A 25,984-nucleotide genomic window follows, 5' to 3' on the forward strand; every position below is an offset into this window, starting at 1 on the left:
GGGGTGGAGATTCGGGGAGAGGGTTCAGGGGGTTCAGGGCATTCGGCAGGTGCTACGCGGCGACGCGCTCGAAGATGGCGGCGAGGCCCTGTCCGCCGCCGATGCACATGGTCTCCAGGCCGTAGCGCGCCTCGCTGCGCTGCATCTCGTGGGCGAGCGTGGCGAGGATGCGGGCGCCGGTGGCGCCGACGGGGTGGCCGAGGGAGACACCGGAGCCGTTGACGTTGATCCGCTGCTCGTGGTCCTTCTCGCCGAGGCCCAACGCGCGGGTGCAGGCGAGGACCTGGGCGGCGAACGCCTCGTTCAGCTCGATCAGGTCGAGGTCGGCGAGGGTGAGTCCGGCGCGCTCCAGGGCGGTGCGGGTGGCCGGGACGGGGCCGATGCCCATCGTCGCGGCGGGGACGCCCGCGCGGGCGAAGGAGACGAGGCGGACCAGCGGGGTGAGGCCGAGCCGCTCGGCGGTGGCGGCGCTGGTGACGAGGCAGGCGGCGGCCGCGTCGTTCTGTCCGCTGGCGTTGCCCGCGGTGACGGTGGCCTCGGCATCCGCCTTGCCCATGATGGGGCGCAGCGCGGCGAGTTGCTCGGCGGTGGTGTCGGGGCGCGGGTGCTCGTCGGCGGCGACGACGGTGTCGCCCTTGCGTCCCCGTACGGTGACGGGCACGGTCTCCGCGTCGAAGCGGCCCTCCTCGACGGCCCGGGCGGCGCGCTGTTGCGAGCGCAGGGCGAGGGCGTCCTGGTCGGCGCGGCTGATGGCGTACTCGCGGCGCAGGTTCTCGGCGGTCTCGATCATGCCGCCAGGTACGGGGTGGTGGATGCCGCCCGCGGTGACCCGGCCGCGCGCGAGCGAGTCGTGGAGCTGGAGGCCCGGTCCCTTGATGCCCCAGCGGCCCTCGTGCGTGTAGTAGGGGGCGGCACTCATCACCTCGACGCCGCCGGCGATCACGACGTCGCTGAAGCCGGCCCTGATCTGCATGGCGGCGTCGAGGACGGCCTGGAGCCCGGAGCCGCAGCGGCGGTCGATCTGGATGCCGGTGACGGTGTCGGGCAGCCCGGCGTCCAGGGCTGCGACGCGGCCGACGGCCGGAGCGTCGGAGGAGGGGTAGGCCTGCCCGAGGATCACCTCGTCCACACGCTCCGGGTCGATGCCGGTGCGGGCGACGAGTTCGGCGACGACCCGCGCGGCGAGCGCGGCGGGGGTCTGTCCGGCGAGGGCCCCGCCGAAGCGTCCGATGGGGGTGCGCAGAGGTTCGCAGATGACGACATCGGCCTGTTCGGGCACGGCGGAACACCTTTCGGGCGGCTCAGGGGTGTGAGGCGACCTTCGCACCCGACCGCTGAGTCGGTCCAATACCAAGTTTCCGACTCATCAAGACGGGTGGCGTCTCAATCGGCTCCCTCGGCGCTTCCGGGGGTCGGCAGCGCGTCCTCGCACACGGCGAGCACGGCACGCAGCGCGGCGGAGGGGTTGTCGGCGCGCCAGGCGAGCGCCGCCTGACGCCGGATGGGCGGCCCCGCGAGCGGCCGGTAGACGAGTCCCGTCTGCTGGATGTGCCGGACCGAGGACACCGTGAGCGTGACACCGACACCGGCCGCGACGAGCGCGAGGATCGTGTACGAGTCGGGGGCCTCCTGCACCACGCGCGGGTTGAAGCCCGCGGCCTCGCACGTCTCCACCATCGCGTCGCGGACCGTGGACCCGGCGTTCGCGGGGAAGGAGACGAAGGGCTCGTCGGCGAGGATGCCGATGGGGATCTCGTCGAGCCCGGCGAGGTGGTGGTCGGAGGGCAGCGCGCACAGCAGCTCCTCCACGTCGATGACCCGGTGGGCCACGCCCGGCTGGGTCACCGGGAGTCGCACGAAGCCGAGGTCGAGGGTGCCGTCCGCGACCCGGTCCAGCGCGACGTTGGCGTACGTCTGGCCCTTCATGACCAGTTCGATGGCCGGGTGCGCGGCCCGTACGGCGCGGGTCAGCCGGGGCAGTGTCTCGTGGCTGGAGGCGCCGGCGAAGCCGATGCTGACCCGGCCGAACTCCCCGCGCCCGGCGGCCTTCGCGGCCTGCACCGCGGTGTCGAGGTCGGCGAGCACGGTCCGTACGGGTTCGAGGAAGGACTCCCCCGCGCTGGTGAGGCGCACGGAGCGGGTGTTGCGCTCGAAGAGCTGGACGCCCAGCTCCTTCTCCAGCTGCCGGATCTGCTGGCTCAGCGGCGGCTGGGCCATCTGCAGCCGCTTCGCGGCCCGGCCGAAGTGGAGTTCCTCCGCGACGGCGGTGAAGGCGGTGAGATGGCGCAGCTCCATGCGAGCCCCTGTTCCTGACGTTCCCGTGGTCCTGATGTTCCCGACTTATTAATCAGCCGTCTTGATTCGACCTTAATTTGGTATTGGACGGCAATCAATAGGCGCTGACACGGTAGGGCGACCACTACGCACTCATTGAGGAGCACCGTGTCACCGAAGGTCATGTCGATGAAGGAGGCCGTCGCCGCCTTCGTGCACGACGGCGCCACCGTCAGCATCGAGGGCTTCACCCACCTCGTCCCCACCGCCGCGGGGCACGAGATCATCCGGCAGGGCCGCAGGGATCTCACGGTGGTCCGGATGACGGCGGACATCGTCGTGGACCAGATGATCGCCGGTGGCTGTGTCTCGCGCCTGGTGTCCTCGTTCGTCGGCAACTCCTCCGCCGGTTCGCTCGGTGAGCTGCGCCGCCGGATCGAGCGCGCGGACCCGGCGCCGCTCGCGTTCGAGGAGTACAGCCACTACGGGATGATCTGCCGCTATCTCGCGGGCGCCCAGCGACTGCCGTTCTACCCGCTGCGCTCTTACGGCGGCAGCGACCTGCCCGGCATCAACGACGCGCTGCGGAAGGTGACGTCGCCGTACCCCGGCCCGGACGGCGAGCCCGAGCAGATCTACGTGGTGCCGCCCGTGAACCCGGACGTCACGATCATCCACGCGCAGCGCGCCGACCGCCGCGGCAACACCCAGATCTGGGGCCTCACCGGCATCCAGGCCGAGGCCGTGTACGCGGCCGACAAGGCGATCGTCGTGGTCGAGGAGCTCGTCGAGGACGACGTGGTCCGCTCGGACCCCAACCGCACGCTGGTCCCGGCGCACGCCGTGGACGCCGTCGTGGTCTGTCCGCGCGGCGCGCACCCCTCGTTCGCGCAGGGCTATTACGACCGGGACAACGCCTTCTACCGCGCCTGGTCGCACATCAGCAAGGACCCGCAGCGCCTCCAGGAATGGCTGGCGGAGTGGGTGTACGGGACGGCCGACCACGCCGAGTACGTCGCCAAGCAGGGCGAGGAGTTCTGGGCGGGCCTCGCGGTCGGCGAGCTGCTCAGCGAACCGGTGAACTACGGACGGCGACTGTGAGCGCGACACACGAGAAGGATCTGAACATGACTACGTCCACCTCCGGGGCCGCCGCGTCCGGCACGGTCACCTCGTCGGAGCTGCTCTCCGTCGTCGCCTCCCGCGAACTGGTCGCCCGCCGCACGGTGTTCGCCGGCATCGGCCTGCCCACGCTCGCCACCGAACTGGCCCATCTGACGGTCGCCCCGCAGATCGAGGTCGTGTACGAGTCCGGGGTGTGCGGCGCGCACCCCTCGCACCTGCCGGAGACCATCGCGGACGCCGTGCTCATCTCGGGCGCGGAGGCGGTGCTCTCCATGCCGGCCCTGTTCGGCAGCGTGCTCCAGGGCGGGCACATCGACGTCGGCTTCCTCGGCGCCGCGCAGATCGACCGCTGGGGCAACCTCAACACGTCGGTCATCGGGGACTGGGAGAGCCCGCAGGTGCGGCTGCCCGGATCCGGTGGCGGCATCGAGGTGATGGCCAATTCCCGCGAGGTCTTCGTCGTGATGCGCCGGCACAATCCGCGCTCGTTCACCGAGACCCTGGACTTCTGCACCACTCCGGGCCCGGACCGCGCGCTCGAGGAGGGCATCCGGCCGCTCGGCGTCGGTGTCACCCGCGTCATCACCGAACTGGGCATCCTGGCCCGCGAGGGCATCGGCGAGGAGCTGCGGCTCACCGCCGTGCACCCCGGTGTCACGGTCGACCAGGTCAAGGAGGCGACCGGCTGGGACCTCAAGGTGGCCGACCACGTGGAGACCGTGGAGCCGCCGAGCGCGGCGGAGCTCCGGCTGCTGCGCGAGGACGTCGACCCGGGCCGGGTCTACCTCCGCTGACGCACCGACGTACGTCCCGGCACTCCAGTCACCCTCACGAAAGGTCCCCAACTGTCATGCGTATCAGGATCGTCGGCGCCGGAGCCATGGGCCGCGGCATCGCCCAGTGGGCGGCGAGCGGCGGGCACACCGTCGAGTTGGGCGACGTGCGGGCGGAGGCGGTGCGGGAGGCCGTCGGCTTCGTGACGTCGATGCTGGACCGGGCGGTGGCCAAGGGCCGCATGTCCGCCGAGGACGGCGCCGCCGCCGTGGCCCGGCTGCTCCCGCTGGAGGACCCCTGGGCGCCGGGTCCCGACGTGGACCTGGTGATCGAGGCCGTACGGGAGGACCTGGACACCAAGGCCGAGGTCTTCGGAAAGCTGGCGGCGGTGCTCCCGGCGTCCACCGTCTTCGCGACCAACACCTCGTCCCTGTCGGTGACACGGATCGCCGCCACGCTCGACGACCCGACGCGCCTCGCGGGCCTGCACTTCTTCAATCCCGTGCCGCTGATGCGGATCGTGGAGGTGGTGCCGGGCGCCGCGACCCGCGCCGGGATCCCGCAGACCCTCACGGCGCTGGTCGAGGGCTGCGGGCACCGCGCGGTCACGGTGGCCGACACCCCCGGCTTCCTGGTGAACCACGCCGGGCGCGGCCTGGTGACGGAGGCGCTCGCGCTGCTTGAGGAGTCGGTGGCGCGGCCGGTGGACATCGACCGTGTCGCGCGCGACGTCCTGGGGCTGCGGATGGGCCCGTTCGAGCTGATGGACCTCACCGGGCTCGATGTCACGGCGGCGGTCATCGACTCGATCTGGCAGGGCTTCCGCCACGAGCCCCGGCTCCGCCCGTCGTTCCTCACCCCGAACCGGGTGGCGGCGGGCCTGCACGGCCGCAAGACCGGTCGGGGCTGGTACGCGTACGGGCCCGGGGCCCCGGACACCACCGAGGAGGCGGCGGTGACCGGCGACGCGGACCGGCCGGTGTTCGTGACCGGTGCGGACGACGACCAAGTGACAGCGCTGCGGGGCGCGTTGACCGCGGCAGGGGCCACCGTCGAGACCGCCGGCTCCCCCTCCTCCGGCGCCCTCGTCCTGGTCCCGGTCTGGGGCACCACCGTGGCGGGCGCGGTCGCCGAGCGGGGGCTCCCTGCCGAGCGCACCTTCGGCGTGGAACCCCTGTCGCTGGAGAGCCCTCGCCGGGTGCTCGCCGTGACCCCGGCCGCCGACCCGGCCGCCGCACGCGACGCCCGCGCGGTCCTCGCCAGGGCGGCGGACGGCGACGAGCCCCGCGCCGTGACCGTCGTGCGGGACACCGCGGGTTCGGTGGCCCAGCGCCTGCTCGCGTCCGTGGTGTCGGTCGCCGCGTCGATCGCCGAGCGCGGCCTCGCCGCCCCGGCCGACATCGACCTCGCCGTGACACTCGGCCTCGGCTACCCCGTCGGCCCGCTGACTTGGGGCGACCGCGTCGGCGCCGCGCACCTGCTGCGCCTGCAGCGCGCGCTGCACACCACGACGGGCGACCCGCGCCACCGCCCCACCCGCTGGCTCACGGAACGCGCCGAGCTGGGCCTGCCGTTGACCCACGAGGGCACGACACCGGCGGACTGCCTCGGCTGAACCGACCCGCGGGCAGCGACACTCACGCGCCCCGCGGCCCGGTCAGCGGCGTCGGCGCCCGCCGTGTGCCGGCCGTCGGCGGGCCGCGGCGTGGGCTCGGCGCACCTCGGGCCGCAGCCAGTGGCCGGCCGCCCCGTGGTGCGCCTTTCGGCGAGAAGGCTAACCTCGGGGTTCATGACCTGGTCCCCCTTGGCCGGTGCGGCGCACGACGTGGCGCTCGCGGTGCTCCTCGACGGCCCGTTGCCGCGCAGCGAACTGGCCCGCAGGCTCGACCTGTCCGCGGGCAGCCTCACCCGGCTGACCAAGCCGCTGGTCGAGTCGGGCGTGCTGGTCGAGATGCCGGTGGAGCACGATCCGGTGACCGGGCGCCCCACCCGCCCGCTCGACATCCGGCCCGCCGCCCACCACTTCCTCGGCGTGAAGCTGACCGCCGACACCGCGTACGGCGTGCTCACCTCGATGCGCGCCGAGATCCTCGCCCGGGACCAGCGGCCGCTGCCGGACACCGAGCCCGCGAGCGTGGTCGCCGCGATCACCGACCTCGCGCGCTCGCTCCGCGCGCCGGACGGCGGCCCGGACGCGGCCGTCGGCCCCACCGCTGCGGGCATCAGCCTCGGCGGCCTGGTCACGGACCACTCCACGGTCGCCAGCGCCCGCTATCTGGACTGGAAGGACGTCGCGCTGGGTCCGGCCTGCCGCGCGGCGCTCGGCTGCCCCGTCGTCGTCGACAACGACCTGCTCTCGCTCACCCGCGCCGAGCAGTGGTTCGGCGCGGGCAAGGGCCGGGACGACTTCGCGCTGCTCACCATCGGCGAGGGCATCGGCTACGGCCTGGTGGCGCACGGCAGGGTCGCGGCGGGCCCGGACGCCGCCGTGGGACTGCTCGGCCACCACCCGCTCGACCCGCTCGGGCCGCTGTGCCCCGAGGGCCATCAGGGCTGCGCCGAGGCGATGCTGACGATCCCCGCGATCCGCCACCGTATCTCGCTCGGCCTCGGCCGGAGCGTCGACTACGACACCGCTCTGGACCTCGCAGAGGCGGGGAACCCGGTCGCCGCCCGCGTGATCGGCGCCTCGGCGACCGCCCTCGGCCGGCTCATCGCGGCCGTCGGCAACATGACGATGACCGGTCGGATCGTCCTCAGCGGCGACGGCATCCGCCTCGCCGACGTCGGCCGCGCCGCCATGGACGTGGCGCTGCGCCACGACCGCAGCCCGTACGCGAGCCCCCTCGACGTCGTCGTGCAGCACTCGGACTTCACGGACTGGGCGCGCGGCGCCGCCGCCACCGCGATCCAGACGTACGCCCTCGGGGACCGGACGCAGGCGCCGGGACAGCACCGGACGACGGCCTCCGACTAGCGTCGGGGCCGCCGTCCGTGCGGTGTCACCAGTCGTGCACCGAACCGTCGCGCAGCCGGTTCACCGGCAGGTACTTGCGCTCGTACGGGAAGCGCTCGGCGGCCTTCTCGTCGAACTCGACGCCGATGCCGGGACGGTCGCCGGGGTGCATCAGGCCGTCCTCGAAGGTCCAGGACGTGTGGAACACCTCCTCGTAGCCGGGCAGGTGGGCCATGTACTCCTGCATGCCGAAGTTCGGGATCGTCAGGTCGAGGTGGAGCGCGGCGGCGAACGACGCCGGGGAGAGGTCACCGGCCCCGTGCGAGCCGGAGCGCACCCCGTACAGCTCGGCGAGGGAGAAGATCCGGCGCAGGTGGGTGATGCCGCCCGCGTGGGAGACGGAGGCCCGGATGTAGTCGATCAGCCGGTTGGTGATCAGGTGCTGGCAGTCCCAGATCGAGTTGAAGATCTCGCCAACCGCGAGCGGCGTCGTGGTGTGCTGACGGATGAGGCGGAAGGCCTCCTGGTCCTCGGCCGGGGTCGGGTCCTCGATCCAGAACATCCGGTACGGCTCCAGGGACTTGCCCAGGCGGCCCGCCTCGATCGGGGAGAGCCGGTGGTGCACGTCGTGCAGGAGGTGGAAGTCGTAGCCGAACTCCTCGCGGACGGCCGCCATGTACTGCGGCACGAAGTCGAGGTAGGCGCCGGTGTCCCAGATCTCCTCGGTGGGCAGGTTGCCGTCGGCGGGCTCGTAGGTGTCGCCGTCGCCCTTGCGCATGCCGTAGACGCGCTCCAGGCCGGGCACCGCCGCCTGGGCGCGGACCGCGCGGAAGCCCTTGTCGCGGAACCGCCGTACGTCGTCGAGGAGTTCGGGGATCGTGTTGCCGCTCGCGTGCCCGTAGACGGTGACCCCGTCGCGGGCGGCGCCGCCGAGCAGCTGATAGACGGGCAGGTTCGCGACCTTGCCCTTGATGTCCCACAGGGCGACGTCGACGGCGGCGACGGCGGTCATGGTGACCGGTCCGCGCCGCCAGTAGGCGCCCTTGTAGAGGTACTGCCACAGCTGCTCGATGCGCGCCGGGTCCTTGCCGATGAGCGTCGGGCAGACATGCTCGCGCAGGTAGGAGGCGACGGAGAGTTCACGGCCGTTGAGGGTGGCGTCGCCGATGCCGGTGACGCCGTCGGAGGTGGTGATCTTCAGGGTGACGTAGTTGCGGCCGGGGCAGGTGACGAAGACCTCGGCGGAGGTGATGGTGGAGGACATGCGGTGCCGTTCTCTCTGGAAACGTCTGAGGCGTCTGAAGTGTCTGCAGCGTCGTCGGGTGGTGTCTCAGGTATGCACCGCGCGCAGTGCTGCGTCCACACCGTGGGTGTCGAGGATGCGCGCGAACTCGGCCACCGCGTCGGCGAATTCGGCATGTTCGGCCACCTTTTGGGGCAGCACGCCGCCTTCGCCCAGCAGCAGGCGGGCCTGCGCCGCGGGGCCGCTCGCGCGGGACGCCAGCTCGGCGAGGCGGGCGCGGGCCCCGTCGTGCACGGCGCCGATCCGCTGCTCGTCGTACGCGCCCTCGACGGTCGTCACCCTTACGTACGCGGCGAATCCGAGCGCGAGCACGCGCGGCACACGGCCTGCGGCCAGTGACTCGGCGAGGGTCCCGGCCCAGCGCACGGGGAGCTTCAGGGAGCCGTCGGAGCCGACCTGGGCGGTGCGGTGGCCGAGCACCGGGTTGGCGAAGCGGTCGAGGAGTTCACCGATGTACGCCGCGCCCGGCATGCCGTCGGGTTCGGGGACGGTCGGCAGGATCTCCTCGCGCATCGCGAACTCGACGTTCCCTCCGAGGAGTTCGTCGGTCACGGCGGCGTCGATGGAGCGGTGGCCGCGCAGCAGTCCGAGGTAGGCGAGCAGCGAGTGCGCGCCGTTGAGGAGGCGCAGCTTCATCAGTTCGTACGGGGCGACGTCCTTGGTGAACACCGCGCCCGCGTGCTCCCAGGCGGGCCGCCCGGCGCGGAAGTCGTCCTGCATGACCCACAGCCGGTACGGCTCCGCGGGCACCGGCACGGTGTCGCGGACGCCGAAGGCGCGGGCGGCCAGGGCGCGGTGCTCGTCCGTGGTGGCGGGGGCGATCCGGTCGACCATGCCGTTCGGCGTGGACACGCTGGAGTCGACGTAGGCCTGGAGGTCGGTGCGCTCGGCGGCGGGCAGCGCGGCGACGAACTCGCCGAGCAGGGACCGCAGCCGGTGCCCGTTGTCCATGAGGTTGTCGCAGCTGAGCAGGGTCACGGGCGGGGCGCCGGCGGCCGTCCGCCGCTGCAGCCCGCGCGCGATCAGGCCGAGCGCGGTGCGCGGGGTACCGCCCGCGAGGTCGGCGCGGACCAGCGGGTCGTCCAGGTCGAGCCGGCCGTCGGGGCCGAAGGTGTAGCCCTTCTCCGTGACGGTGAGGGAGACGATGCGGGTGGTGGCGGCGCCGATGGCGGCCACCACGTCCGCACCCTGACCGTCGGCGACCAGACCCCGGTGGTGCACGCCGGGCACGTCCGCGGCGACGGCGCCGTCGCGGTGCAGGGTGAGCACGCTGTAGAGGCCGTCCTGTGCAGCCATGCCCTCGATCACCGGGCGGGGCCGGTTGCCGGGCGTGGTGGACACACCGGTGATCCCCCACGGCCCTTCGGTGTGCCGCAGCGCTTCGGCGGTGTGGACGGCCTGGTGGGCGCGGTGGAAGTTGCCGAGGCCGAGGTGGACGATGCCGGGCTCGGGTGTCGGCGGCGGCAGCCTGAGGCCGGGGACCGGGAGCGCGGCCCTGGTCAGGCGCGGCAGCGCGCGGTGCCGGGCGCCGGTCACACGACCACCCCGCCGGGCGTGACGAGCACCTTCATCTGGGTGCGGTCGGTGAGCGCGGTGTGCAGCGCCGCTTCGGACTGCTCCAGCGGGAACTCGGCGGTGACCAGGCCCTCCAGCCGTACGCGCCCGGATCCGGCGAGCCGCACGGCCGCCGCGAAGTCCCCGGCCGCGTACCGGAAGGAGGTGATCAGGGACATTTCCTGACGCTGCATCCAGGCGAGCGGAAGGCCGGTCTCCGGCCGGTTCGGGTTGCCGACGACGACGGCGGTGCCGCCGGGGCGCAGCGCGCGGATCCCGGAGACGAGGGCGGGGCCGACGCCGGAGCAGTCGAGGACGGTGTCGTAGCCGTCGGGGTCGGCGAGGGCGTGGGCCCGCTCCGGGTCGGGGGTGAGCTCGCTCGCGTCGAGGGTCGCGGCGCCGAGCCGGGCCGCGAACTCCCGGCGCGCGGGCGCCACGTCGGACACGGTGACGGCGGCTCCGCAGGCCGCGGCGGTCTGGGCGACCAGGACGCCGACGGGGCCCGCGCCGGTGACCAGGACCCGCTCGCCGGGTGCGACGCCCGCGCGGCGCACGGCGTGCACGGCGACCGCGAGGGGTTCGACGAGCGCGCCCAGCTTCACGTCGATGCCCTCGGGCAGCGGGTGCACGAAGTCCCGTGGGACGGCGATGTGTTCGGTGAGCGCGCCGTCCGTGGGCGGTGAGCCGAAGCACGTGCCCTTGGGGCAGAGGTTGTAGCGGCCGGCGCGGCACAGGGCGCAGCGTCCGCACGGGTGGGCGGGCTCGACGGCGACGGGCGTGCCGTGTGGCAGGTCGTCCGCGCCGGGGCCGTGGCCGACGACGATCCCGGCGGGCTCGTGGCCGAGCACGGTCGGCTGCCGGAGCACGTTGGGGCCGTTCTCGCCGTGCTCGTAGTAGTGCAGGTCGGAGCCGCACAGGCCGACGGCGCGGACGGCCACGAGGACCTCGCCCGCGGCGGGTTCGGGCAGCGGTCGGTCCTCGGCGCGCAGGTCTTTGGGCCCGTGCAGCACGGCGGCGCGGTGCGTGGGGGTGGCCACGGGGTGTCCCCTTCTGTCGTACGGATGGTGGTGCGGAAGGTGTCAGGCCCGCGCGGGCAGCGGTTCGACGCGCTTGATGACGAACGCGTAGGTGAGGGCGCCGACGACCGACAGGGCGCCGGAGACGAGCAGCGGCACCAGGTAGGAGCCGCCGCCCGCCGCGAGCAGGAAGCCGGTGACGATCGGGCCGAGGGCGCCGGCGACGTTCGAGGCGAAGTTCTGGATGCCGGCGAGGGAGGCGACGTGTCCCGCGGTGGGCGCGACGTCGGCGGGCAGCGAGGCGACGGACGCGGTGGCGAAGGTCAGCGAGGCGTAGCTCAGGGAGAGCAGCGCGAGCGCGCCGGACGCGGTCGGGACGACGACGGCGAGCGCGATGACGGACGAGCACAGCGTGCCGGTGACCAGGCAGGTCTTGCGGACCTTGGTGGTGGACCAGCCCTTGCGGAGCAGCCGGTCGGCGGTGAAGCCGCCGAGCAGCGAGCCGACGATGGCGACGAGGCCGGGGACGGTGCCGAAGAAGCCGAGCGAGAGGAGGTCGAATCCGCGCTCGTCGACGAGGTAGCTGGGGAACCAGGTGATGAAGAAGTAGATGACGTAGTTGAGGCAGAAGAAGCCGAGCATCATGCCCCAGACCGTCCGGTAGCGGAACAGGTCCCGCCAGCGCACCTTGGGCGCGTCCGCCGTCTCGTCCTCGGCGGGTGTCTCCTCGACGCGGGCGCCGCCGGCCTCGATGTACGCGCGCTCCTCCGCGGTGAGCTTCGGGTGGTCCTCGGGCTCGTGGTAGAGCCGCCACCAGCCGACGATCCACAGGAAGCCGAGCAGTCCGCAGGCGACGAAGGCGACCCGCCAGTGGAAGGCGGAGACCAGCGCCGTGACCAGGGGCAGCGCGATGGCGGTGCCGACTCGGGCGCCGTTGTCCCACACGCTGTTGGCCAGCGTGCGCTCGTGCCGGGGGAACCAGCGGGACACGGCCTTCGCGGGCGCCGGGTAGCCGGCGGCCTCGCCCGCGCCGAGCAGCAGCCGCGCCCCGACGAGCGAACCGACCCCGCGCACCAGGCCCATGCCGACGGTGGCCACCGACCACCAGATCGCGCCGAGCGCGAAGACCCGCTTGACGCCGTACTTGTCGAGGAGCGCGCCCGCGGGCAACTGGCACACCGCGTACGTCAGGAAGAAGGCGCTGAGGATGAAGCCCTGCGTCTCCGGGCCGATGTGCAGGTCCTTGGACATGGTGGGCAGCGCGACGCTGAGCGTGGAGCGGTCGAGGTAGTTGACCGCGAGGCCGCCGAAGCACAGCGCGACGATGCCCCAGCGGACGTTCTTGCCGCGGCCGCGGGGCCTGGGCGGTGGCGCGGTGGTGCCGGGCGTCGTCACCTCGGTGTCGGTGACGGGGTGGCTGGTCATCGTTGACCTCCGGTCGGCGGAATCAGGCTTGTCATTTTCTACCTGCGCCGACGCTTACATACAAGGCTTGTATGTAAGAATTTCCGCAGCTGAGGTGAGAGGGTGACGGCATGCGGGACGAGCAGCGACGAGGCAGGACGACGACACGGCGGACGGTGCGGGCCGAGACTCCACGGGAGTCGAACCGGGCGCGGGTGCACGCACTGCTGCGCGCCCGCATCACGTCCCTCGAACTGCCGCCGGGCGCCCCGCTCTCGGAGAACGAGCTGGCGGCCGAGCTCGACGTCAGCCGCACACCGGTGCGCGAGGCGCTGATCCTGCTCGGCGAGGAGTCGCTGGTCGACATCTTCCCGAAGCTCGGCACGTTCGTCTCACGGATCAGCGTCGACGCCGTCCTGGAGGCCCAGTTCATGCGCGAGGCGCTCGAACTGGCCGCGCTGCGCGAGGCGGTGAAGCGGGCGGAGGAAGAGGACATCGCCGCACTGCGCGCGATCCTCGACGCTCAGCGCGAAGCGCTCGCGGCGGCGGACGACGACGCGTTCTTCGAGCAGGACGAGGCGTTCCACCGCCGCCTGATGGAGGCCAGCGGCCACCGCACCCTGTGGCGCACGGTCACCACGGCCAAGGCCCACCTCGACCGCGCCCGCCGCCTCAGCCTGCCCCTGCCCCACCGCATCGAGGACCTCATCGACGAGCACCGGGCGGTGGTCGACGCCCTGGAACACCGCGACGCGGCGGGAGCCGAACAGGCCCTGCGCAGCCACCTCCAGGGCGTCTTCGTCGACATCGACACCATCCAGTCCGCCCGCCCCGACCTCTTCGTGCCTCTGAACGCGACCCCGACCGCCCCGGCCCGGCATCGGGCGCATCCGGGCCTGCGTGATTGTTGATGTGAGACGCGCAACATAGAGTCCCTGGAGTACTCAACGGGCCCGCACGCGACGGGGGTTGGACCCGCGGGAGGAGTTCGGCATGGAGTCGGGGCATGTCCTGGCGGATCGATACCGGCTGGAGCGGGTCCTGGGACAGGGCAGCATGGGCGTGGTGTGGCGGGCGCTCGATCTGTCGGTGCTGCGGCGCGAGGTCGCGGTCAAGCTGATCCCGGCGCTGGCGGACCCCAAGGCGGAACGGCGCTTCCAGGAGGAGGCCGCCCTGCTGGCCGGGCTCCAGCACCCCGGGATCACGGTGGTGCACGACGCGGGCAGCGACGCGGGACGCCCCTTCATCGTGATGGAGCTGCTGCACGGAAGCGACCTCGCGCAAGTGCTCACGGAGCGGGAGCAGCCGGGCGCACTGCCGAGACAACAGGCGGTCGACGTGCTGCGGCAGACCGCCGAGGCCCTGCACGCGGCGCACAGCCGCGGAGTCGTCCACCGCGACCTGAAGCCGGCGAACCTGTTCCTGCAGTCCAACGGCCGGGTGAAGATCTGCGACTTCGGGATCGCGCGCAGCACGGGCGTGGCCGCGCCCCGGGTGACCACGACGGGCATGGCGATCGGCACCCCCGCGTACATGTCCCCCGAGCAGTGCCAGGGGGAGCCGGCCGACAGCCGCAGCGACATGTACGCCCTGGGGTGCGTGCTGTTCGAACTGCTCACCGGCGAGCCGCCGTTCTCGCCCCACCAGCCGGCGTACCGACTGATGCAGCAGCACGTCGAGCAGACGGCGCCGCGGGTCGCCGCGCTGTGCCCCGGAGTCTCCTCACGCCTCGACGACCTGACGGCGTCCCTGCTGGCCAAGGACCCCGAAGACCGGCCGGGCGCGCACGAACTCGCCACCGCGCTCGCCGAACTGGCCGGTTCCGTGCCGGGCACCGCCGAGCTCACCACGCACACGCCTCAGACGCCGCGCACGCCCACGCACCCCCGGATTCCACGGAGCCAGGGGGTGCCCGAATACACCCTGCGGACCACGATGCCCGCGCCCACCCTCGAGGCGCGGGAACTGCTGGTGTTCTGCCGGGACGGGCGGACCCTTGCCGCTGGCGGCGCCAGGAACGCCACCTTCTGGGACGCACGCGACGGCCGCGTACTGCGTCACATACCCGTGCACCGGGCGTGCGCGCTCAGCCCGGACGAGAACATCCTGGCCACCCAGGCACTCGGGAAGATCGTCCTGTGGGACGCGCGCACCGGACAACGCCGCCGCGACCTGGCCGGGCATCCCAGGATCCCCGGCGACCTGGCTCCTCCCGTGGCGTTCAGCCCCGACGGCCGGCTCCTGGCCGCGGGCAGCACGCTCGGCGTACGCCTGTGGGACCCGCACACGGGCCTGCGCCGGGAATGCCCGCCTTTGGACGAACGTGGAATCACCGGAAGAATCTTCTTCGGGGGCGTGACGTTCGTGATGTTCAGCCCAGACGGAAAGATTCTGGCCGCCGCCGAAGGGCCCGGCCGACTGAGCCTGTTCGACCTCGCGACCGGTGAGCTGCTCCGCACGCTCGATCCGAGGCGTTCGGACGTCGCAGTGCGGTCGGCCGCATTCAGCCCGGACAGTCGCACCGTCGCCCTGGCCTACGGCAGAAGCGCCCTCCTGTGGGACGTCCGAACGGGAACACGACTCTGCGACGAGCTGACGGGCCCGACGGGAAAACGGGCGCGCGTGTCGTCCGTGGCGTTCAGCCCGGACGGCACCTTCGTGGCCGGCGCCGAAAAGAACGGCATCGCCCTCTGGGATGCCCGGACCGGCAGCCTCCGCTCGACGCTCGCGGACGGCACGCCCACCAAGGGCACGGTGGCGCTCAGCCCCGACGGCCGCATACTGGCAGCCATCGCCGCCAACCGGACGGTCCGCGTGTGGTCGGCGGGCACGCCCTGAACGGCCCGCCGGGCGTCAACACGGCCACAGACAGCCTCACCGCACGACCCTCAACCCGTCCAGCGTGAGGTCCAGTAGGCGTTCGGCACGGGCGCGGTGTTCGGGTTGGGCCGAGGTGAGGGCGATGCCGGCCAGGGCGGCGAAGATGTCGCCCGTGGGGATGTCGGAGCGGATCGTCCCGGCCTGTTCGCAGGCGTCCATCAGCTCGACGATGGACGCCTCGATCATGTCGCGGCTGTGCCCGTACGGATCGCCGCCCTCGGCGACCATGGCGCGCAGCGCGTCCGCCATGCCGAGTTTGGCGCTCGCGTAGTCCATGAAGCGCCGGGTCCACGCGCGCAACGCCTCGTACGGCGGGTGCGCGGCGAGGAGCTCCGTGGCGGCCTCGCACAGTTGGGCCACCTCGTTGCGGTAGGCCGCCTCGATCAGCGCCTCGCGGGTGGGGAAGTTGCGGTACAGGGTCGCGCTGCCCACGCCCGCGGTCCTGGCGATGTGTTCGAGGTGGGCGTCCAGGCCGTCCTCGGTGAACACCCGCACCGCGGCGGCCAGGATCTTCTCCCTGTTGCGTCGTGCGTCCGCCCTGAGCGGCCGCGCCGCGGCTCGGTCCATCGCCGAATCCTTTCGTGCTCGCTTGCTAAGTGGGGGCCCGCCCACTTACGGTCGCTCGGTAGACCTAAGTGGAGGCACCCCCACTTTCACTCTAGGGCACCGCTTCGGCCTGCCCATATCCCTCCCACCCCCGGAAGGACTGCACCCATGTCGGGAAACTCGACGAACTCGGGACCCTCGGGAATCGAAGGCAAGGTCGTCGCGATCACCGGCGCCAGCAGCGGCATCGGCGAGGCCACCGCCCTGCTGCTCGCCGAGCGGGGCGCCAAGGTCGTCCTCGGGGCACGCCGCCCCGAACGTCTGGCGGACCTCGCCAGCCGGATCGAGAAGGCCGGCGGCCAGGCCGTCTGGATCCGGACCGATGTGACCGTGCGTCAGGACGTGGACGCGCTCGTCGGGTTGGCGCGCGAGCGGTTCGGCCGGATCGACGCCCTCGTCAGCAACGCCGGCATCGGCCCCATCTCCCCGCTGGACGATCTGCGCGTCGAGGACTGGGAGAACATGATCGACGTCAACTTCAAGGGCGTGCTGTACGGGATCGCGGCCGCGCTGCCGGTCTTCCGGGAGCAGGGCTCGGGACACTTCGTCAACGTCGTGTCCACCGCCGGTCTGCGCATCGTGCCGACGCAGGCGGTGTACGCCGCCACCAAGAACGCCGTGCGCACCCTCTCCGAGGGACTGCGCCAGGAGGCCGGTGACAGCCTGCGGGTGACCGGGGTCTCGCCGGGCGTCACCCGCACGGAGTTCTCGGACCACATCGCACCGGAGGTGAAGGACCGGCTCGCCGCGTCCATGGGCGACATCGGCATCACGCCGGACGCCGTCGCGCGCGCCATCGCCTTCGCCGTCGAGCAGCCGGACCACGTGGACGTGGGCGACATCGTGGTCCGGCCGACGGCGCAGGGCTAGGACCTGCCGGGCGGGCCCGTGGGCCGGGCGTTTCCCGTTCGGCCCGCCCCGCCGCCTGTTAGCGTGCGCGGATGGACGATCTGGGGCTCGTCGCCTGGCCGCCGGAGCCGATCAGGACCGAGCGGCTCGTGCTCCGCGGGGCCGAACACCGGGACCGCGCCGTGTTCGTCGAACTGCTCGCCTCGCCGGAGGTCCATGCGTACCTCGGCGGTCCCCGACCCCGCGACACCCTTGAGCGCGAGCTGCCCGCCGCGCCCGGGCAGTGGCCCGGCAGCTTCGTCGTCGAGCTCGACGGCGTCATGGTCGGGCAGATTCTGCTCAGGAGGACACCAGGGGCACCGCCGTCCGGCCGTCGCGGGCAAGGCCGATCTCGGCTTTCTGTTCCTGCCACGGGCCTGGCGATTCGGCTACGCCTTCGAGGCGTGCGCCGCGGCCCTCGACCGGCTCGCCGACACCCTGCCCGGCGAACCCGTCGTGCTCACCACCCAGACCGCCAACACCGGCTCGATGCGGCTCGCCGCGAAGCTGGGGTTCACCGAGGTCGAGCGGTTCGAGGCATGGGGCGCCGAGCAGTGGCTCGGCATGCGCGCACCGGTCACGCCGTCCCGCTGAGCACTCCCCCGTAACTCATCAACCGCACCAAGGGGTTGACCCCGTTCCGCTTCCCGCTTAGGTTGCTCGCACCCCCCAGGTGTATCGATATACCTCATGCGACAGGAGGCCTCCCGCCTTGCGCTCTCCGATGAATCGACGCGGCTTCATGGCTCTGGGCGCGGGTCTTGCGGCGGTGCCCGCGCTCAGCGCGTGCGGTGCGCTCGAAGCCTACGGCTCGGACCCGAACACCCTGGTGATCCACAGCCAGATGGGCGGGAACGCCCCCGGTTCCCCCACGTTCCGCGCGGTGGTGAACCAGTTCCGCAGGGAAAACCCGGACATCACCGTGAAGAACCTGATCAACGGCGACGACCTGGGGCAGGTCTACGAGACCTCGCGGCTCGCGCGCGCCGAGGCCGATGTCGTGATGGTCAACCTCTACGACAAGACGCTGTCGTGGACCGAGGTCGGCGCCACCGTCCCGGTCGGCGACTACCTCGACGACTGGGGGCTGCGGGGGCGCGTCATCCCGAAGGCCGTCACCGAGTGGACCGACACCAAGGGCCGGCTGCGCGCCTTCCCGTACATCGGGACGAACTGGCCGATCGCCTTCAACCACGCACTGCTCGAACGCGCCGGAGTCGACGCCCCGCCGACCACCTCCGACGAACTCGTCTCCGCCGCAAGGAAGTTGCGCGGCAAGGGCATCACCCCGTTCACGGTGGGCGGCAACGACTGGACGGGACAGAAGCTCCTCGCCCAGATCATGCAGACGTTCCTGACGCCCGCCGAGGCCCGCCACCTGTTCCGCGAGGGGGACTTCAGCGGCTCGCGCGGCGCCCAGGAGGGCATCGCGTACTTCGTGGACCTGCGCAACGCCGGGGTGTTCGCCGACAAGGCGCAGGGCCTCACATCCGATGCGATGACGACGCAGTTCAACACGGGGCACGCGGCCATGCAGTCGGCGATGTCGTCCGCCCTCGCCAGCGTCCCGGACAACGTTGTCAAGACCACGTCCGTCGGCGGTTTCCCGCTCACCGACGGGGCGGCGCAGAAGAAGCCGACGATCCTGCGCACCTACACCGTCTCCGGCTTCTGGATCAGCCCGAACGGCGTCAAGAAGATCAAGACGGTGGAGCGGTTCATCCGCTTCATGTACCGGCCGGAGGTCGTGGACCGGTTCGTCACCGAGGGCGGCCGTGACATGTCGGTGGTCACCGACGCGCTCAGCACGGACTTCCCGCTGGTGGCGAAGGCGCAGCAACTCGACGACTCCGTCGGCCAGGTGGTGCTCCCCGACCAGTACATCCCGGCCGCCGCGGCGCAGCCGCTGATCCAGGCCACGTCGACCGCCTTCACCCCCGGAACCTCCGCCCGCGCCATCCGCACGGCGCTGGAGTCCGCGTACCGCTCCGCCTGAGCCCGCCCGTCGAAAACGCCGAGAACGCAGAGCCCGTCGAGAACGGAAGTCGCCCCCGATGACGATCACCACGTCCCGGCCCGCCGTCAGCGCGGGCCGGGCCCCCTCCCCCGCAGACCCCGGCGGCGGCCGCAGGCGCCAGGGCGGCACGATCCTGGCGCTGCCCGCGCTCGCCTGGTACCTGCTGTTCATGGTCGGCCCGATGGTCGCGATCTTCGTGATCGCGGCGCTGCACTGGCCGGGCATGCTCCAGCCGGTGTCCTTCGCGGGCCTCGACAACTTCCGCACGGTCTTCGCCGATCCGGCTTTCTGGGCCGCCGTGCGCAATACGGCGGTCCAGCTGGTGATCGCGCTGCCGGGGATGATCACCTGCGCGTACATGATCGGCTACTACGTGGCGCAGCAGCCACCGGGGCATCGCGTCATCCGGTATCTGCTCTTCGTGCCGGGCCTGATCTCGACGCCGGCGAAGGCGATGGTGTTCTACGCGGCCCTCTCCCCCGACGGCCTGCTGAACGGCGCCCTGTCGGGGCTCGGCCTCGGCTCGCTCACCGACGCCTGGCTGGCCAGTTCGTCGACGGCCCTGTACTGCCTGATCGCCATGGACATCTGGGCCGGCATCGGCTTCACCGCCGTGCTGTTCGCGGCGCGCCTGTCCAGCGTTCCCGACGACCTCGGCGAGGCCGCGCAGCTGGACGGGGCGGGGCACTGGCGGACGATGTGGCGCATCCACTTCCCTGTCGTGCGGGACTACGTGGGCGTGGTGACGATGCTTCAGCTGCTGTGGACGCTGTTCGGCTCCGCGCAGCACGTGCTGCTGCTCACCCAGGGCGGCCCCGGCACCTCGTCGACGACGCTGTCCTTCCTCGTCTACCAGAAGGCGTTCATCGAGGCGGACCTCGGATACAGCCAGGCCGTGGGCGTGGTGCTCTTCCTGTCGGGCCTCGTCGGCCTGCTGACCGTCCGCCGTGTCTTCCGCGCCAGCCACTGAGCCCTGAGCCGATCGGAGCTGTGTCCCCCATGAGGTCCTCCATGAGCAAGAGTCATGCGAAGTTCGGCCGGTCGTGGTGGCCCGCGCACATCCTGGTGTGGGCGTACGCGGTGCTGCTCGCGGTGCCGCTGTACTACTTCGTCGTCTCCGCCTTCAAGTCCAACGACGCGATCTTCGGCAGCCCGATGACGCCGCCGACCTCGCTGGGCCTCGACAATTTCACGACGGCCTTCCGGACGGCGGGGCTGGGCACGGCGGTGTTCAACTCGGCGCTCGTGACCGTCCTCGCACTGGTCCTGACGCTGGGCCTCGCCGTCCCGGCGGCGTTCGCGCTCGCCCGTTCCGAGGGCCGGGCCGCGTCGATCATCGAGAAGGTGTTCTCCCTCGGGTTCCTGATCCCGACGTTCGCCGCCCTGTTCCCCACGTTCCTGCTCGCGGCGGCGGCCGGGCTCTTCCACACGCGTACGTTCATGGTGCTGCTGCTCCCGGCGACGGCGCTGCCGCTGTCGGTGGTGATCCTGGTGCAGTTCATGCGGACCATCCCGAAGGAGATGGAGGAGGCAGCCCGGATGGACGGCGCCTCCACCTTCGCGGTGCTGCGTCACATCTACACGCCGATGTGTCTGCCCGGCATCGCCACGGTGCTGCTCCTGAACTTCCTGAGCTTCTGGAACGAGTACCTGTACTCCCTCGTCCTCATCGGCCCCGACCCGGACCTGCGCACCATCCAAGTCGCCCTGCCCACCCTGAAGTCGGTGACCGGCACGGACTACGGTGTGCTGACGGCGGGCACCGTGCTCACCCTCGTCCCGGTGTGGATCGTGTACACGGTGCTGCAGAAGAGGATGCAGACGGCTCTGGTCAGTGGCGCGGTGAAGATGTGAGTGCGCCGGGAAAGAAGGCATCGGACAGGCGCCCCACCATCAAGGACGTGGCGGCCGAGGCCGGGGTGTCACCGGCCGCGGTGTCGAAGGTGTTCAACGGCACGGGCCGGATCTCCGAGCCGACCCGGCGGCGGGTGCAGGAAGCGGCGACCCGGCTCGGCTGGTCGCCGAACGCCGCAGCGAGCGCCCTGCGCCGCTCCCGCAGCCACACCGTCGCCCTCGTGGTGCGCCGCCCCAGCGATGTCCTGGGCACGGACCCGCACTTCAGCGAGCTGATCAACGGTCTGGAGAGCGAGCTGGCGCCGCGCGGCTACGGTCTGCTGCTCCACCTCGTCGCGGACGTCGAGGAGGAGGGCCGGCTGTACGAGCGGCTCGCCGCCGAGGGCCGGGTGGACGGCGCGGTGCTCACCGACAGCAGGACCGACGATCCGCGCCCGGCGCTGCTGCGGCGCATCGGCATGCCGTTCGTGCTGCTCGGCGGCCCGGACGGCGTGATGCTCAGCCACCAGGAGACCGGTGTGACGGAGGCCGTGGAGCATCTGCTCGCCCGGGGCCACCGGCGGATCGGCTACGTCTCCGGGCCGCCGGAACTGGTCCACTCGGGGTTCCGGCAGGGTGTGCTGACCGATGTGCTCGCCCGGTCGGGGCTCGCACCGGCCGCTGTGGTCCCCACGGACTTCAGCGCCACGGCCGCGATCGCCGCCACCCAAGAGATCCTCGCTCTCTCCCCGCGCCCCACCGCCATCGTCTACGCCAACGATTCGATGGCGATGTGCGGCATCGGCGCCGCCCAGCGTGCGGGCCTCTCCGTCCCCGGCGACCTGTCCGTCATCGGCTACGACGACCTGCCGCTCGGGCGCTGGCTGCACCCACGGCTCACCACGGTCGACCAGCGGGTGACCGTGGTGGGCGCGGCGGCGGCGCGCGTGCTGCTCACGCAGGTCGGCGAGGAGAACGTGCCCGCGCCCGAGCTCACGGAGAGCCCACGGCTCGTCGTACGGGAATCGACAGGACCGGCCGCGTAGGGCTCGCCGCCGTTGTCCGGGTTCACCGGCAACGGCGTTGCGGACTCGGGGCTCCGCCCCGGACCCCGCGCCTCAAACGCCGGCGGGGCTTGAATCTTCCACCCACCACCCTCTGGAGCACCACACCATGCGTCGCCACAGCGCCCAGCTGTCCCACCACCCCTCCGTCCTGCCCTGGCTCGGCGCCAACTACTGGTCCCGCACCGGCGGACCCCTCATGTGGCGGAACTACGACCCGGCGGTCGTCCGCGAAGAACTCACCGTGCTGCGCGACCACGGCCTGAACATGACCCGCTCGTTCTTCTACTGGCCCGACTTCCACCCCGAACCCCACCGCATCGACGAGGAACTCTGCGACCGCTTCCGGGACTTCCTCGACGCACACCAGGAACTGGGCATGGGCTCCGTGCCCACCTTCATCGTCGGACACATGTCGGGCGAGAACTGGGACCCGGCCTGGCGCGGCAACCGCGACCTGTACGAGGACGTGTGGATGGTCGGCCGGCAGGCGTGGTTCGCGAGTGAGATGACGCGCCGCTTCAAGGACCACCCGGCGGTCACCGGCTGGCTGATCACCAACGAGATGCCGGGGTACGGCCGGATCTACCAGGTCGACCCGCCGTCGTCCGACGTGGTGACGGCCTGGGCGCAGTTCATGTGCCAGGCCGTGGTGGCGGCCGGGGCCACGCAGCCGGTGTCGCTCGGCGACGGCGCGTGGGGCATCGAGGTCACCGGCAAGGACAACGGCTTCTCGCTGCGCGACACCGACCGGTACGTGGACTTCGTCGGCCCGCACGTCTACCGCTCGGACACGGACCGGCCGCGCCAGCACTACCGCGCCGCGTTCGAGTGCGAGCTGGCGGCGGTCACCGGGAAGCCGGTGATCCTGGAGGAGTTCGGCCTGTCCACGGACACCGTGTCGGCGCGCAACGCGGGCGTCTACTACCGGCAGACCTTGCACAACTCGCTGCTCGGCGGCGCCACCGGCTGGATGGCGTGGAACAACACGGACTACGACGACCTGTGGGAGCAGTCGCCGTACGACCACCACCCGTTCGAGATGCACTTCGGGATCACGGACGGCGCGGGCCGCCCGAAGGAGCCGCTGCGTGAACTCGCCTCGTTCGCCGAGGTGTTGAAGGACGTCGACTTCCCGCGCTGCCGCCGCACGGACGCGGACGCGGCGCTTGTGGTCCCCGCGTTCCTGGAGAAGGGCTACCCGTACAGCCGCCCCGCCGACCGCCCGCTGATCTTCACCTCGCTCCAGCAGGGGTACGTCGCCGCGCGCGGCGCCGACCTCCCGGTGGGCTTCGTCCGCGAGGCGGACGGGCTGCCGGAGAGCGGTGACGTACAGCTGTATCTGCTGCCGTCCACAAGGCAGTTGACGACGCGCACCCGGCGCGGTCTGGAGCAGCGGGCGCGCGAGGGGGCGACGGTGTACCTGTCGTTCTGCTCGGGCGAGCACCCCGGCACGCGCGGGCCGTGGTTCCACGACCTGGACGGTCTGTTCGGGGTCGAGTTGCAGCTGTCGTACGGGGTGGCAGAGCCGATCGAGGACGACGAGCTGGCCATGACGTTCACCGAGGACTTCGGTTCCGTGCGGGCCGGTGAGACGCTGCGCTTCCCCGTCGCGGGCAACGAGGACAGCCGTGCGTGGCTGCCGGTCGTCCCGGACGGCGCGCGGGTCGTCGCGACGGACGCACACGGCCGCCCCGCACTGCTCGTGCACGAGATCGGCGCGGGCCGCACGGTCCTCGCCACGTACCCGCTCGAACACATGGCGGCGCGGACGGCGCGCGTGAACCCGGAGCAGACACACCGGCTGTACGCGGCGCTCGCCGAGGTCGCGGGGGCGGTGCGCCCGGTGACCGTGGACACGCCACTGGTGAGCGCGGACACCCTCGTCCACGAGGACGGGCGGCGGTTCCTGTGGCTGGTCAGCCAGGCGGACGAGGAGCTGACGGTGCGGCCCTCGGACCACCGGGGCACGCCGCTCGACGAGGTGACGCTCGCCCCGTACGGGGTGCGGGTCCTGCCGCTGGGCACGGAGGCCTGACCCCATGGAGCTGTACCAGGACGCGGCCGCGCCGGTCGCCGACCGCGTGCGCGACCTGCTCGGCCGGATGACGCTCACCGAGAAGGTCGGCCAGGTCAACCAGCGGATGTACGGCTGGAACGCGTACGAGCGGACGGCGGAGGGACACCGGCTCACGGACGCCTTCCGCGACGAGGTGGCCCGGTTCGGCGGGATGGGCGCGCTGTACGGATTGCAGCGGGCCGACCCGTGGTCCGGTGTCACCTTCGCCGACGGGATCACGGCGGCGGACGGCGCGCGGGTGGCCGATCAGGTGCAGCGGCATGTCGTCGAGCACACGCGGCTCGGCATCCCCGTCCTGATGGTGGAGGAGATGCCGCACGGGCATCAGGCGCTCGACGGCACCGTGCTGCCGGTGAATCTGGCGGTCGGCGCCACCTGGGACCCGGACCTGTACCGGGAGGCGGCCGCCGCCGCGGCGGCCGAACTGCGCTCCCGTGGCGGGCACGTCGCGCTCGTGTCGGCGCTCGACCTGGTGCGGGACCCGCGGTGGGGCCGCAGCGAGGAGTGCTTCGGCGAGGACCCGTACCTGGCGGCGCGGCTCACCGAGGCGCTGGTGCGGGGGATGCAGGGCACCGGCGATTCGTACGGGGCGGGCCACGCGGCCGTGGTGCTCAAGCACTTCGCCGGTCAGGGCAGTTCGGTGGGCGGGCGGAACAGCGCGGCCACCGAGATCGGCGCGCGCGAGCTGCACGAGATCCACCTTCCGGCGGCGCTCGCGGGCGTGCGGGCGGGCGCGGCGGGCGTGATGGCCGCGTACAACGAGTTCGACGGGCTGCCGTGCGCGGCCTCGTACGACCTGCTCACCGGGCTGCTCCGGGAACGCTGGGGCTTCGACGGCCTGGTGATGGCGGACGGCTGCGCGCTGGACCGGCTGGTGCGTCTCGCCGGCGACCGGCCGTCGGCGGCGGCGCTCGCGCTGTCGGCGGGCACGGATCTGAGCCTGTGGGACGAGGTGTTCCCGGAGCTGGAGACGGCGGTGGAGCGCGGCCTCGTCCCGACCGGGGTCCTGGACGCGGCGGTGGCCCGCGTCCTGACGCTGAAGTTCCGCCTCGGCCTCTTCGAGCGGCCGTACGTCGACGGGGCACAACAACAGCACATCCATGTACGGGAGTTGAGCGAGCGGATGGCCCGCGCGTCGATCACACTGCTGCACAACAAGGGGGCGGTGCTCCCCCTCGGCCCCGGCATGAAGCGGATCGCCGTCATCGGCCCGAACGCCGACTCGATCCCGCAGCAGCTCGGCGACTACACGGCGCCCCAGCGGCCGGACGTCGGTGTCTCGGTGCTCGCGGGGCTGCGGGAGGCCGGCGCGGGCGTGACGTACGCGCGCGGCTGCGATCTCGTGGGCGAGGACCGTTCGGGCATCGCGGAGGCCGTGGAGCTGGCCGCCGCGTCCGATGTCGCGGTGCTCGTGCTCGGCGGTTCCAGCGCGCGCGAACACGACACACTCTTCGACGCCAACGGCGCCGCCGTCGTGGCCACCGGCAACCCCACGGAGATGACCTGCGGCGAGGGCGTCGACCTCGCCGACGTCCGGCTCGGCGCGGGGCAGCGGGCGCTCGTCGCGGCGGTCGCGGCGACCGGCACGCCGTGCGTGGCGGTGCTGATCCAGGGCCGCCCGCACGCGGTGCCCGAACTCGCCGACGGTGCGGGCGCGTTGCTGAGCGCGTGGTATCCGGGTCCGTGGGGCGGCCGGGCCCTCGCGGAGGTGCTGCTCGGCGCCCGTGAGCCGAGCGGGCGGCTGCCCGTCTCGGTGCCCCGCTCCTCCGACACGCTCCCCGTCTTCTACAACGCCAAGGACCACGGCTACCGCGGCTACGTCGACGGACCGGCGACGCCGCTCTACGCGTTCGGCCACGGACTGTCGTACACCACCACCGAGTTCGGCGCGCCGCGCGTGTCCGGCGGGGTGTGCGAGGTCGAGGTCGCCAACACCGGGGACCGGCCGGTGCGCGAGACCGTGCAGCTGTACGTGCGTCGGGTCGGTGGCGGGACGTCCTGGCCGCGCGTCCGCGAGCTGCGCGGTTTCCGCCGCGTCGACCTCGCGCCGGGCGAGCGGACCACGGTCGTCTTCCCGCTCGACGACCAGGTCCTGGCCTCGGTCACCCGTTCCCTGGACCTGGCCGTGGAACCGGGCACGTACGAGATCGGGACCGGGCCGTCATCGGACGCCACCCGGTCCACCACGCTGACCCTCTGACGCCCACTCT

The 25,984-nt window shown here is 72.3% G+C and carries 20 protein-coding genes and 1 pseudogene; 14 read left to right on the forward strand and 7 right to left on the reverse strand.

The genetic code is table 11. From position 1 onward, the window contains the following. Positions 1 to 52 precede the first annotated feature (52 nt). Positions 53 to 1,279, reverse strand: coding sequence for an acetyl-CoA C-acetyltransferase (locus ACY34M_RS32020; protein ID WP_462721981.1), 1,227 nt, complete (start codon positions 1,277 to 1,279; stop codon positions 53 to 55). A 104-nt stretch (positions 1,280 to 1,383) separates the two neighbouring features. Continuing rightward, entirely contained in the window at positions 1,384 to 2,295 is a 912-nt protein-coding gene (locus tag ACY34M_RS32025) for a LysR family transcriptional regulator (protein ID WP_462721980.1), read from the reverse strand. Between the two features lie 162 nt (positions 2,296 to 2,457). Between ACY34M_RS32025 and ACY34M_RS32030 the strand changes: the two genes are divergently transcribed. The 4 genes from ACY34M_RS32030 to ACY34M_RS32045 all read left to right on the forward strand — a co-directional run bounded on the left by ACY34M_RS32030 (position 2,458) and on the right by ACY34M_RS32045 (position 7,150). Next, complete coding sequence (locus ACY34M_RS32030; protein ID WP_462722012.1) at positions 2,458 to 3,375, forward strand: CoA transferase subunit A; 918 nt, start codon at positions 2,458 to 2,460, stop codon at positions 3,373 to 3,375. Positions 3,376 to 3,401: 26 nt separating this feature from the next. After that, on the forward strand, positions 3,402 to 4,193 hold the full coding sequence (locus ACY34M_RS32035; protein ID WP_462721979.1) for a CoA-transferase subunit beta: 792 nt from the start codon (positions 3,402 to 3,404) through the stop codon (positions 4,191 to 4,193). A 56-nt stretch (positions 4,194 to 4,249) separates the two neighbouring features. Continuing rightward, positions 4,250 to 5,788: a 3-hydroxyacyl-CoA dehydrogenase gene (locus ACY34M_RS32040; RefSeq protein WP_462721978.1), complete on the forward strand. Its 1,539-nt coding sequence runs from the start codon at positions 4,250 to 4,252 to the stop codon at positions 5,786 to 5,788. Between the two features lie 174 nt (positions 5,789 to 5,962). Then, complete coding sequence (locus ACY34M_RS32045; protein WP_462721977.1) at positions 5,963 to 7,150, forward strand: ROK family protein; 1,188 nt, start codon at positions 5,963 to 5,965, stop codon at positions 7,148 to 7,150. 25 nt (positions 7,151 to 7,175) lie between these two features. Here the strand turns inward: ACY34M_RS32045 and manD are convergent, their stop codons facing one another. The 4 genes from manD to ACY34M_RS32065 form a co-directional block, all read right to left on the reverse strand. Continuing rightward, on the reverse strand, positions 7,176 to 8,393 hold the full coding sequence (gene manD, locus ACY34M_RS32050) for a D-mannonate dehydratase ManD (protein WP_462721976.1): 1,218 nt from the start codon (positions 8,391 to 8,393) through the stop codon (positions 7,176 to 7,178). A gap of 66 nt (positions 8,394 to 8,459) precedes the next feature. Then, positions 8,460 to 9,968, reverse strand: a complete 1,509-nt coding sequence (locus tag ACY34M_RS32055) for a mannitol dehydrogenase family protein (protein WP_462721975.1) — start codon at positions 9,966 to 9,968, stop codon at positions 8,460 to 8,462. Further along, the gene (locus ACY34M_RS32060; protein WP_462721974.1) at positions 9,965 to 11,023 is read right to left on the reverse strand and encodes an NAD(P)-dependent alcohol dehydrogenase; all 1,059 of its coding nucleotides are present in this window, start codon (positions 11,021 to 11,023) and stop codon (positions 9,965 to 9,967) included. The genes ACY34M_RS32055 and ACY34M_RS32060 overlap by 4 nt, the downstream gene beginning before the upstream one ends. A 42-nt stretch (positions 11,024 to 11,065) precedes the next feature. Beyond that, on the reverse strand, positions 11,066 to 12,427 hold the full coding sequence (locus tag ACY34M_RS32065; RefSeq protein ID WP_462721973.1) for an MFS transporter: 1,362 nt from the start codon (positions 12,425 to 12,427) through the stop codon (positions 11,066 to 11,068). 110 nt (positions 12,428 to 12,537) lie between these two features. Here ACY34M_RS32065 and ACY34M_RS32070 point away from each other — a divergent pair, with 110 nt between their 5' ends. Continuing rightward, positions 12,538 to 13,317: a GntR family transcriptional regulator gene (locus ACY34M_RS32070; RefSeq protein WP_462721972.1), complete on the forward strand. Its 780-nt coding sequence runs from the start codon at positions 12,538 to 12,540 to the stop codon at positions 13,315 to 13,317. Positions 13,318 to 13,399: 82 nt separating this feature from the next. Next, positions 13,400 to 15,244: a WD40 repeat domain-containing serine/threonine protein kinase gene (locus tag ACY34M_RS32075; protein ID WP_462721971.1), complete on the forward strand. Its 1,845-nt coding sequence runs from the start codon at positions 13,400 to 13,402 to the stop codon at positions 15,242 to 15,244. A gap of 36 nt (positions 15,245 to 15,280) precedes the next feature. Here ACY34M_RS32075 and ACY34M_RS32080 read toward each other — a convergent pair whose 3' ends face one another. After that, positions 15,281 to 15,853: a TetR/AcrR family transcriptional regulator gene (locus ACY34M_RS32080; protein ID WP_462721970.1), complete on the reverse strand. Its 573-nt coding sequence runs from the start codon at positions 15,851 to 15,853 to the stop codon at positions 15,281 to 15,283. A 147-nt stretch (positions 15,854 to 16,000) separates the two neighbouring features. Between ACY34M_RS32080 and ACY34M_RS32085 the strand changes: the two genes are divergently transcribed. The 8 genes and pseudogenes from ACY34M_RS32085 (at position 16,001) to ACY34M_RS32120 (ending at position 25,974) form a co-directional block, all read left to right on the forward strand. Further along, complete coding sequence (locus tag ACY34M_RS32085; protein WP_462721969.1) at positions 16,001 to 16,762, forward strand: SDR family oxidoreductase; 762 nt, start codon at positions 16,001 to 16,003, stop codon at positions 16,760 to 16,762. A 71-nt stretch (positions 16,763 to 16,833) separates the two neighbouring features. Continuing rightward, positions 16,834 to 17,374, forward strand: a pseudogene (locus tag ACY34M_RS32090) (GNAT family N-acetyltransferase). Between the two features lie 118 nt (positions 17,375 to 17,492). After that, positions 17,493 to 18,776 carry an ABC transporter substrate-binding protein gene (locus ACY34M_RS32095; protein ID WP_462721968.1) on the forward strand — a complete coding sequence of 428 codons (1,284 nt, stop codon included), beginning with the start codon at positions 17,493 to 17,495 and terminating at the stop codon, positions 18,774 to 18,776. A 58-nt stretch (positions 18,777 to 18,834) separates the two neighbouring features. Next, positions 18,835 to 19,767 carry a carbohydrate ABC transporter permease gene (locus tag ACY34M_RS32100; RefSeq protein ID WP_462721967.1) on the forward strand — a complete coding sequence of 311 codons (933 nt, stop codon included), beginning with the start codon at positions 18,835 to 18,837 and terminating at the stop codon, positions 19,765 to 19,767. 41 nt (positions 19,768 to 19,808) lie between these two features. After that, positions 19,809 to 20,651, forward strand: a complete 843-nt coding sequence (locus ACY34M_RS32105; protein WP_462721966.1) for a carbohydrate ABC transporter permease — start codon at positions 19,809 to 19,811, stop codon at positions 20,649 to 20,651. Beyond that, positions 20,648 to 21,676: a LacI family DNA-binding transcriptional regulator gene (locus ACY34M_RS32110; RefSeq protein ID WP_462721965.1), complete on the forward strand. Its 1,029-nt coding sequence runs from the start codon at positions 20,648 to 20,650 to the stop codon at positions 21,674 to 21,676. The genes ACY34M_RS32105 and ACY34M_RS32110 overlap by 4 nt, the downstream gene beginning before the upstream one ends. 127 nt (positions 21,677 to 21,803) lie before the next feature. Next, the gene (locus ACY34M_RS32115; RefSeq protein WP_462721964.1) at positions 21,804 to 23,732 is read left to right on the forward strand and encodes a glycoside hydrolase 5 family protein; all 1,929 of its coding nucleotides are present in this window, start codon (positions 21,804 to 21,806) and stop codon (positions 23,730 to 23,732) included. A 4-nt stretch (positions 23,733 to 23,736) separates the two neighbouring features. Further along, positions 23,737 to 25,974 carry a glycoside hydrolase family 3 N-terminal domain-containing protein gene (locus ACY34M_RS32120; protein ID WP_462721963.1) on the forward strand — a complete coding sequence of 746 codons (2,238 nt, stop codon included), beginning with the start codon at positions 23,737 to 23,739 and terminating at the stop codon, positions 25,972 to 25,974. Positions 25,975 to 25,984 lie beyond the last annotated feature (10 nt).

The organism is Streptomyces sp. EDA2-14 (assembly GCF_054963755.1).

Excerpts from the sequence above, each read along its gene's own strand:
- ACY34M_RS32105 (WP_462721966.1), top strand. The coding sequence starts at position 19,809 with ATGAGCAAGAGTCATGCGAAGTTCGGCCGGTCGTGGTGGCCCGCGCAC.
- ACY34M_RS32085 (WP_462721969.1), top strand. The coding sequence starts at position 16,001 with ATGTCGGGAAACTCGACGAACTCGGGACCCTCGGGAATCGAAGGCAAG.
- ACY34M_RS32030 (WP_462722012.1), top strand. The coding sequence starts at position 2,458 with ATGTCGATGAAGGAGGCCGTCGCCGCCTTCGTGCACGACGGCGCCACC.
- ACY34M_RS32025 (WP_462721980.1), bottom strand. The coding sequence starts at position 2,295 with ATGGAGCTGCGCCATCTCACCGCCTTCACCGCCGTCGCGGAGGAACTC.
- ACY34M_RS32065 (WP_462721973.1), bottom strand. The coding sequence starts at position 12,427 with ATGACCAGCCACCCCGTCACCGACACCGAGGTGACGACGCCCGGCACC.
- ACY34M_RS32070 (WP_462721972.1), top strand. The coding sequence starts at position 12,538 with ATGCGGGACGAGCAGCGACGAGGCAGGACGACGACACGGCGGACGGTG.
- ACY34M_RS32115 (WP_462721964.1), top strand. The coding sequence starts at position 21,804 with ATGCGTCGCCACAGCGCCCAGCTGTCCCACCACCCCTCCGTCCTGCCC.
- ACY34M_RS32120 (WP_462721963.1), top strand. The coding sequence starts at position 23,737 with ATGGAGCTGTACCAGGACGCGGCCGCGCCGGTCGCCGACCGCGTGCGC.
- ACY34M_RS32035 (WP_462721979.1), top strand. The coding sequence starts at position 3,402 with ATGACTACGTCCACCTCCGGGGCCGCCGCGTCCGGCACGGTCACCTCG.
- manD (WP_462721976.1), bottom strand. The coding sequence starts at position 8,393 with ATGTCCTCCACCATCACCTCCGCCGAGGTCTTCGTCACCTGCCCCGGC.
- ACY34M_RS32100 (WP_462721967.1), top strand. The coding sequence starts at position 18,835 with ATGACGATCACCACGTCCCGGCCCGCCGTCAGCGCGGGCCGGGCCCCC.
- ACY34M_RS32040 (WP_462721978.1), top strand. The coding sequence starts at position 4,250 with ATGCGTATCAGGATCGTCGGCGCCGGAGCCATGGGCCGCGGCATCGCC.
- ACY34M_RS32080 (WP_462721970.1), bottom strand. The coding sequence starts at position 15,853 with ATGGACCGAGCCGCGGCGCGGCCGCTCAGGGCGGACGCACGACGCAAC.
- ACY34M_RS32045 (WP_462721977.1), top strand. The coding sequence starts at position 5,963 with ATGACCTGGTCCCCCTTGGCCGGTGCGGCGCACGACGTGGCGCTCGCG.
- ACY34M_RS32075 (WP_462721971.1), top strand. The coding sequence starts at position 13,400 with ATGGAGTCGGGGCATGTCCTGGCGGATCGATACCGGCTGGAGCGGGTC.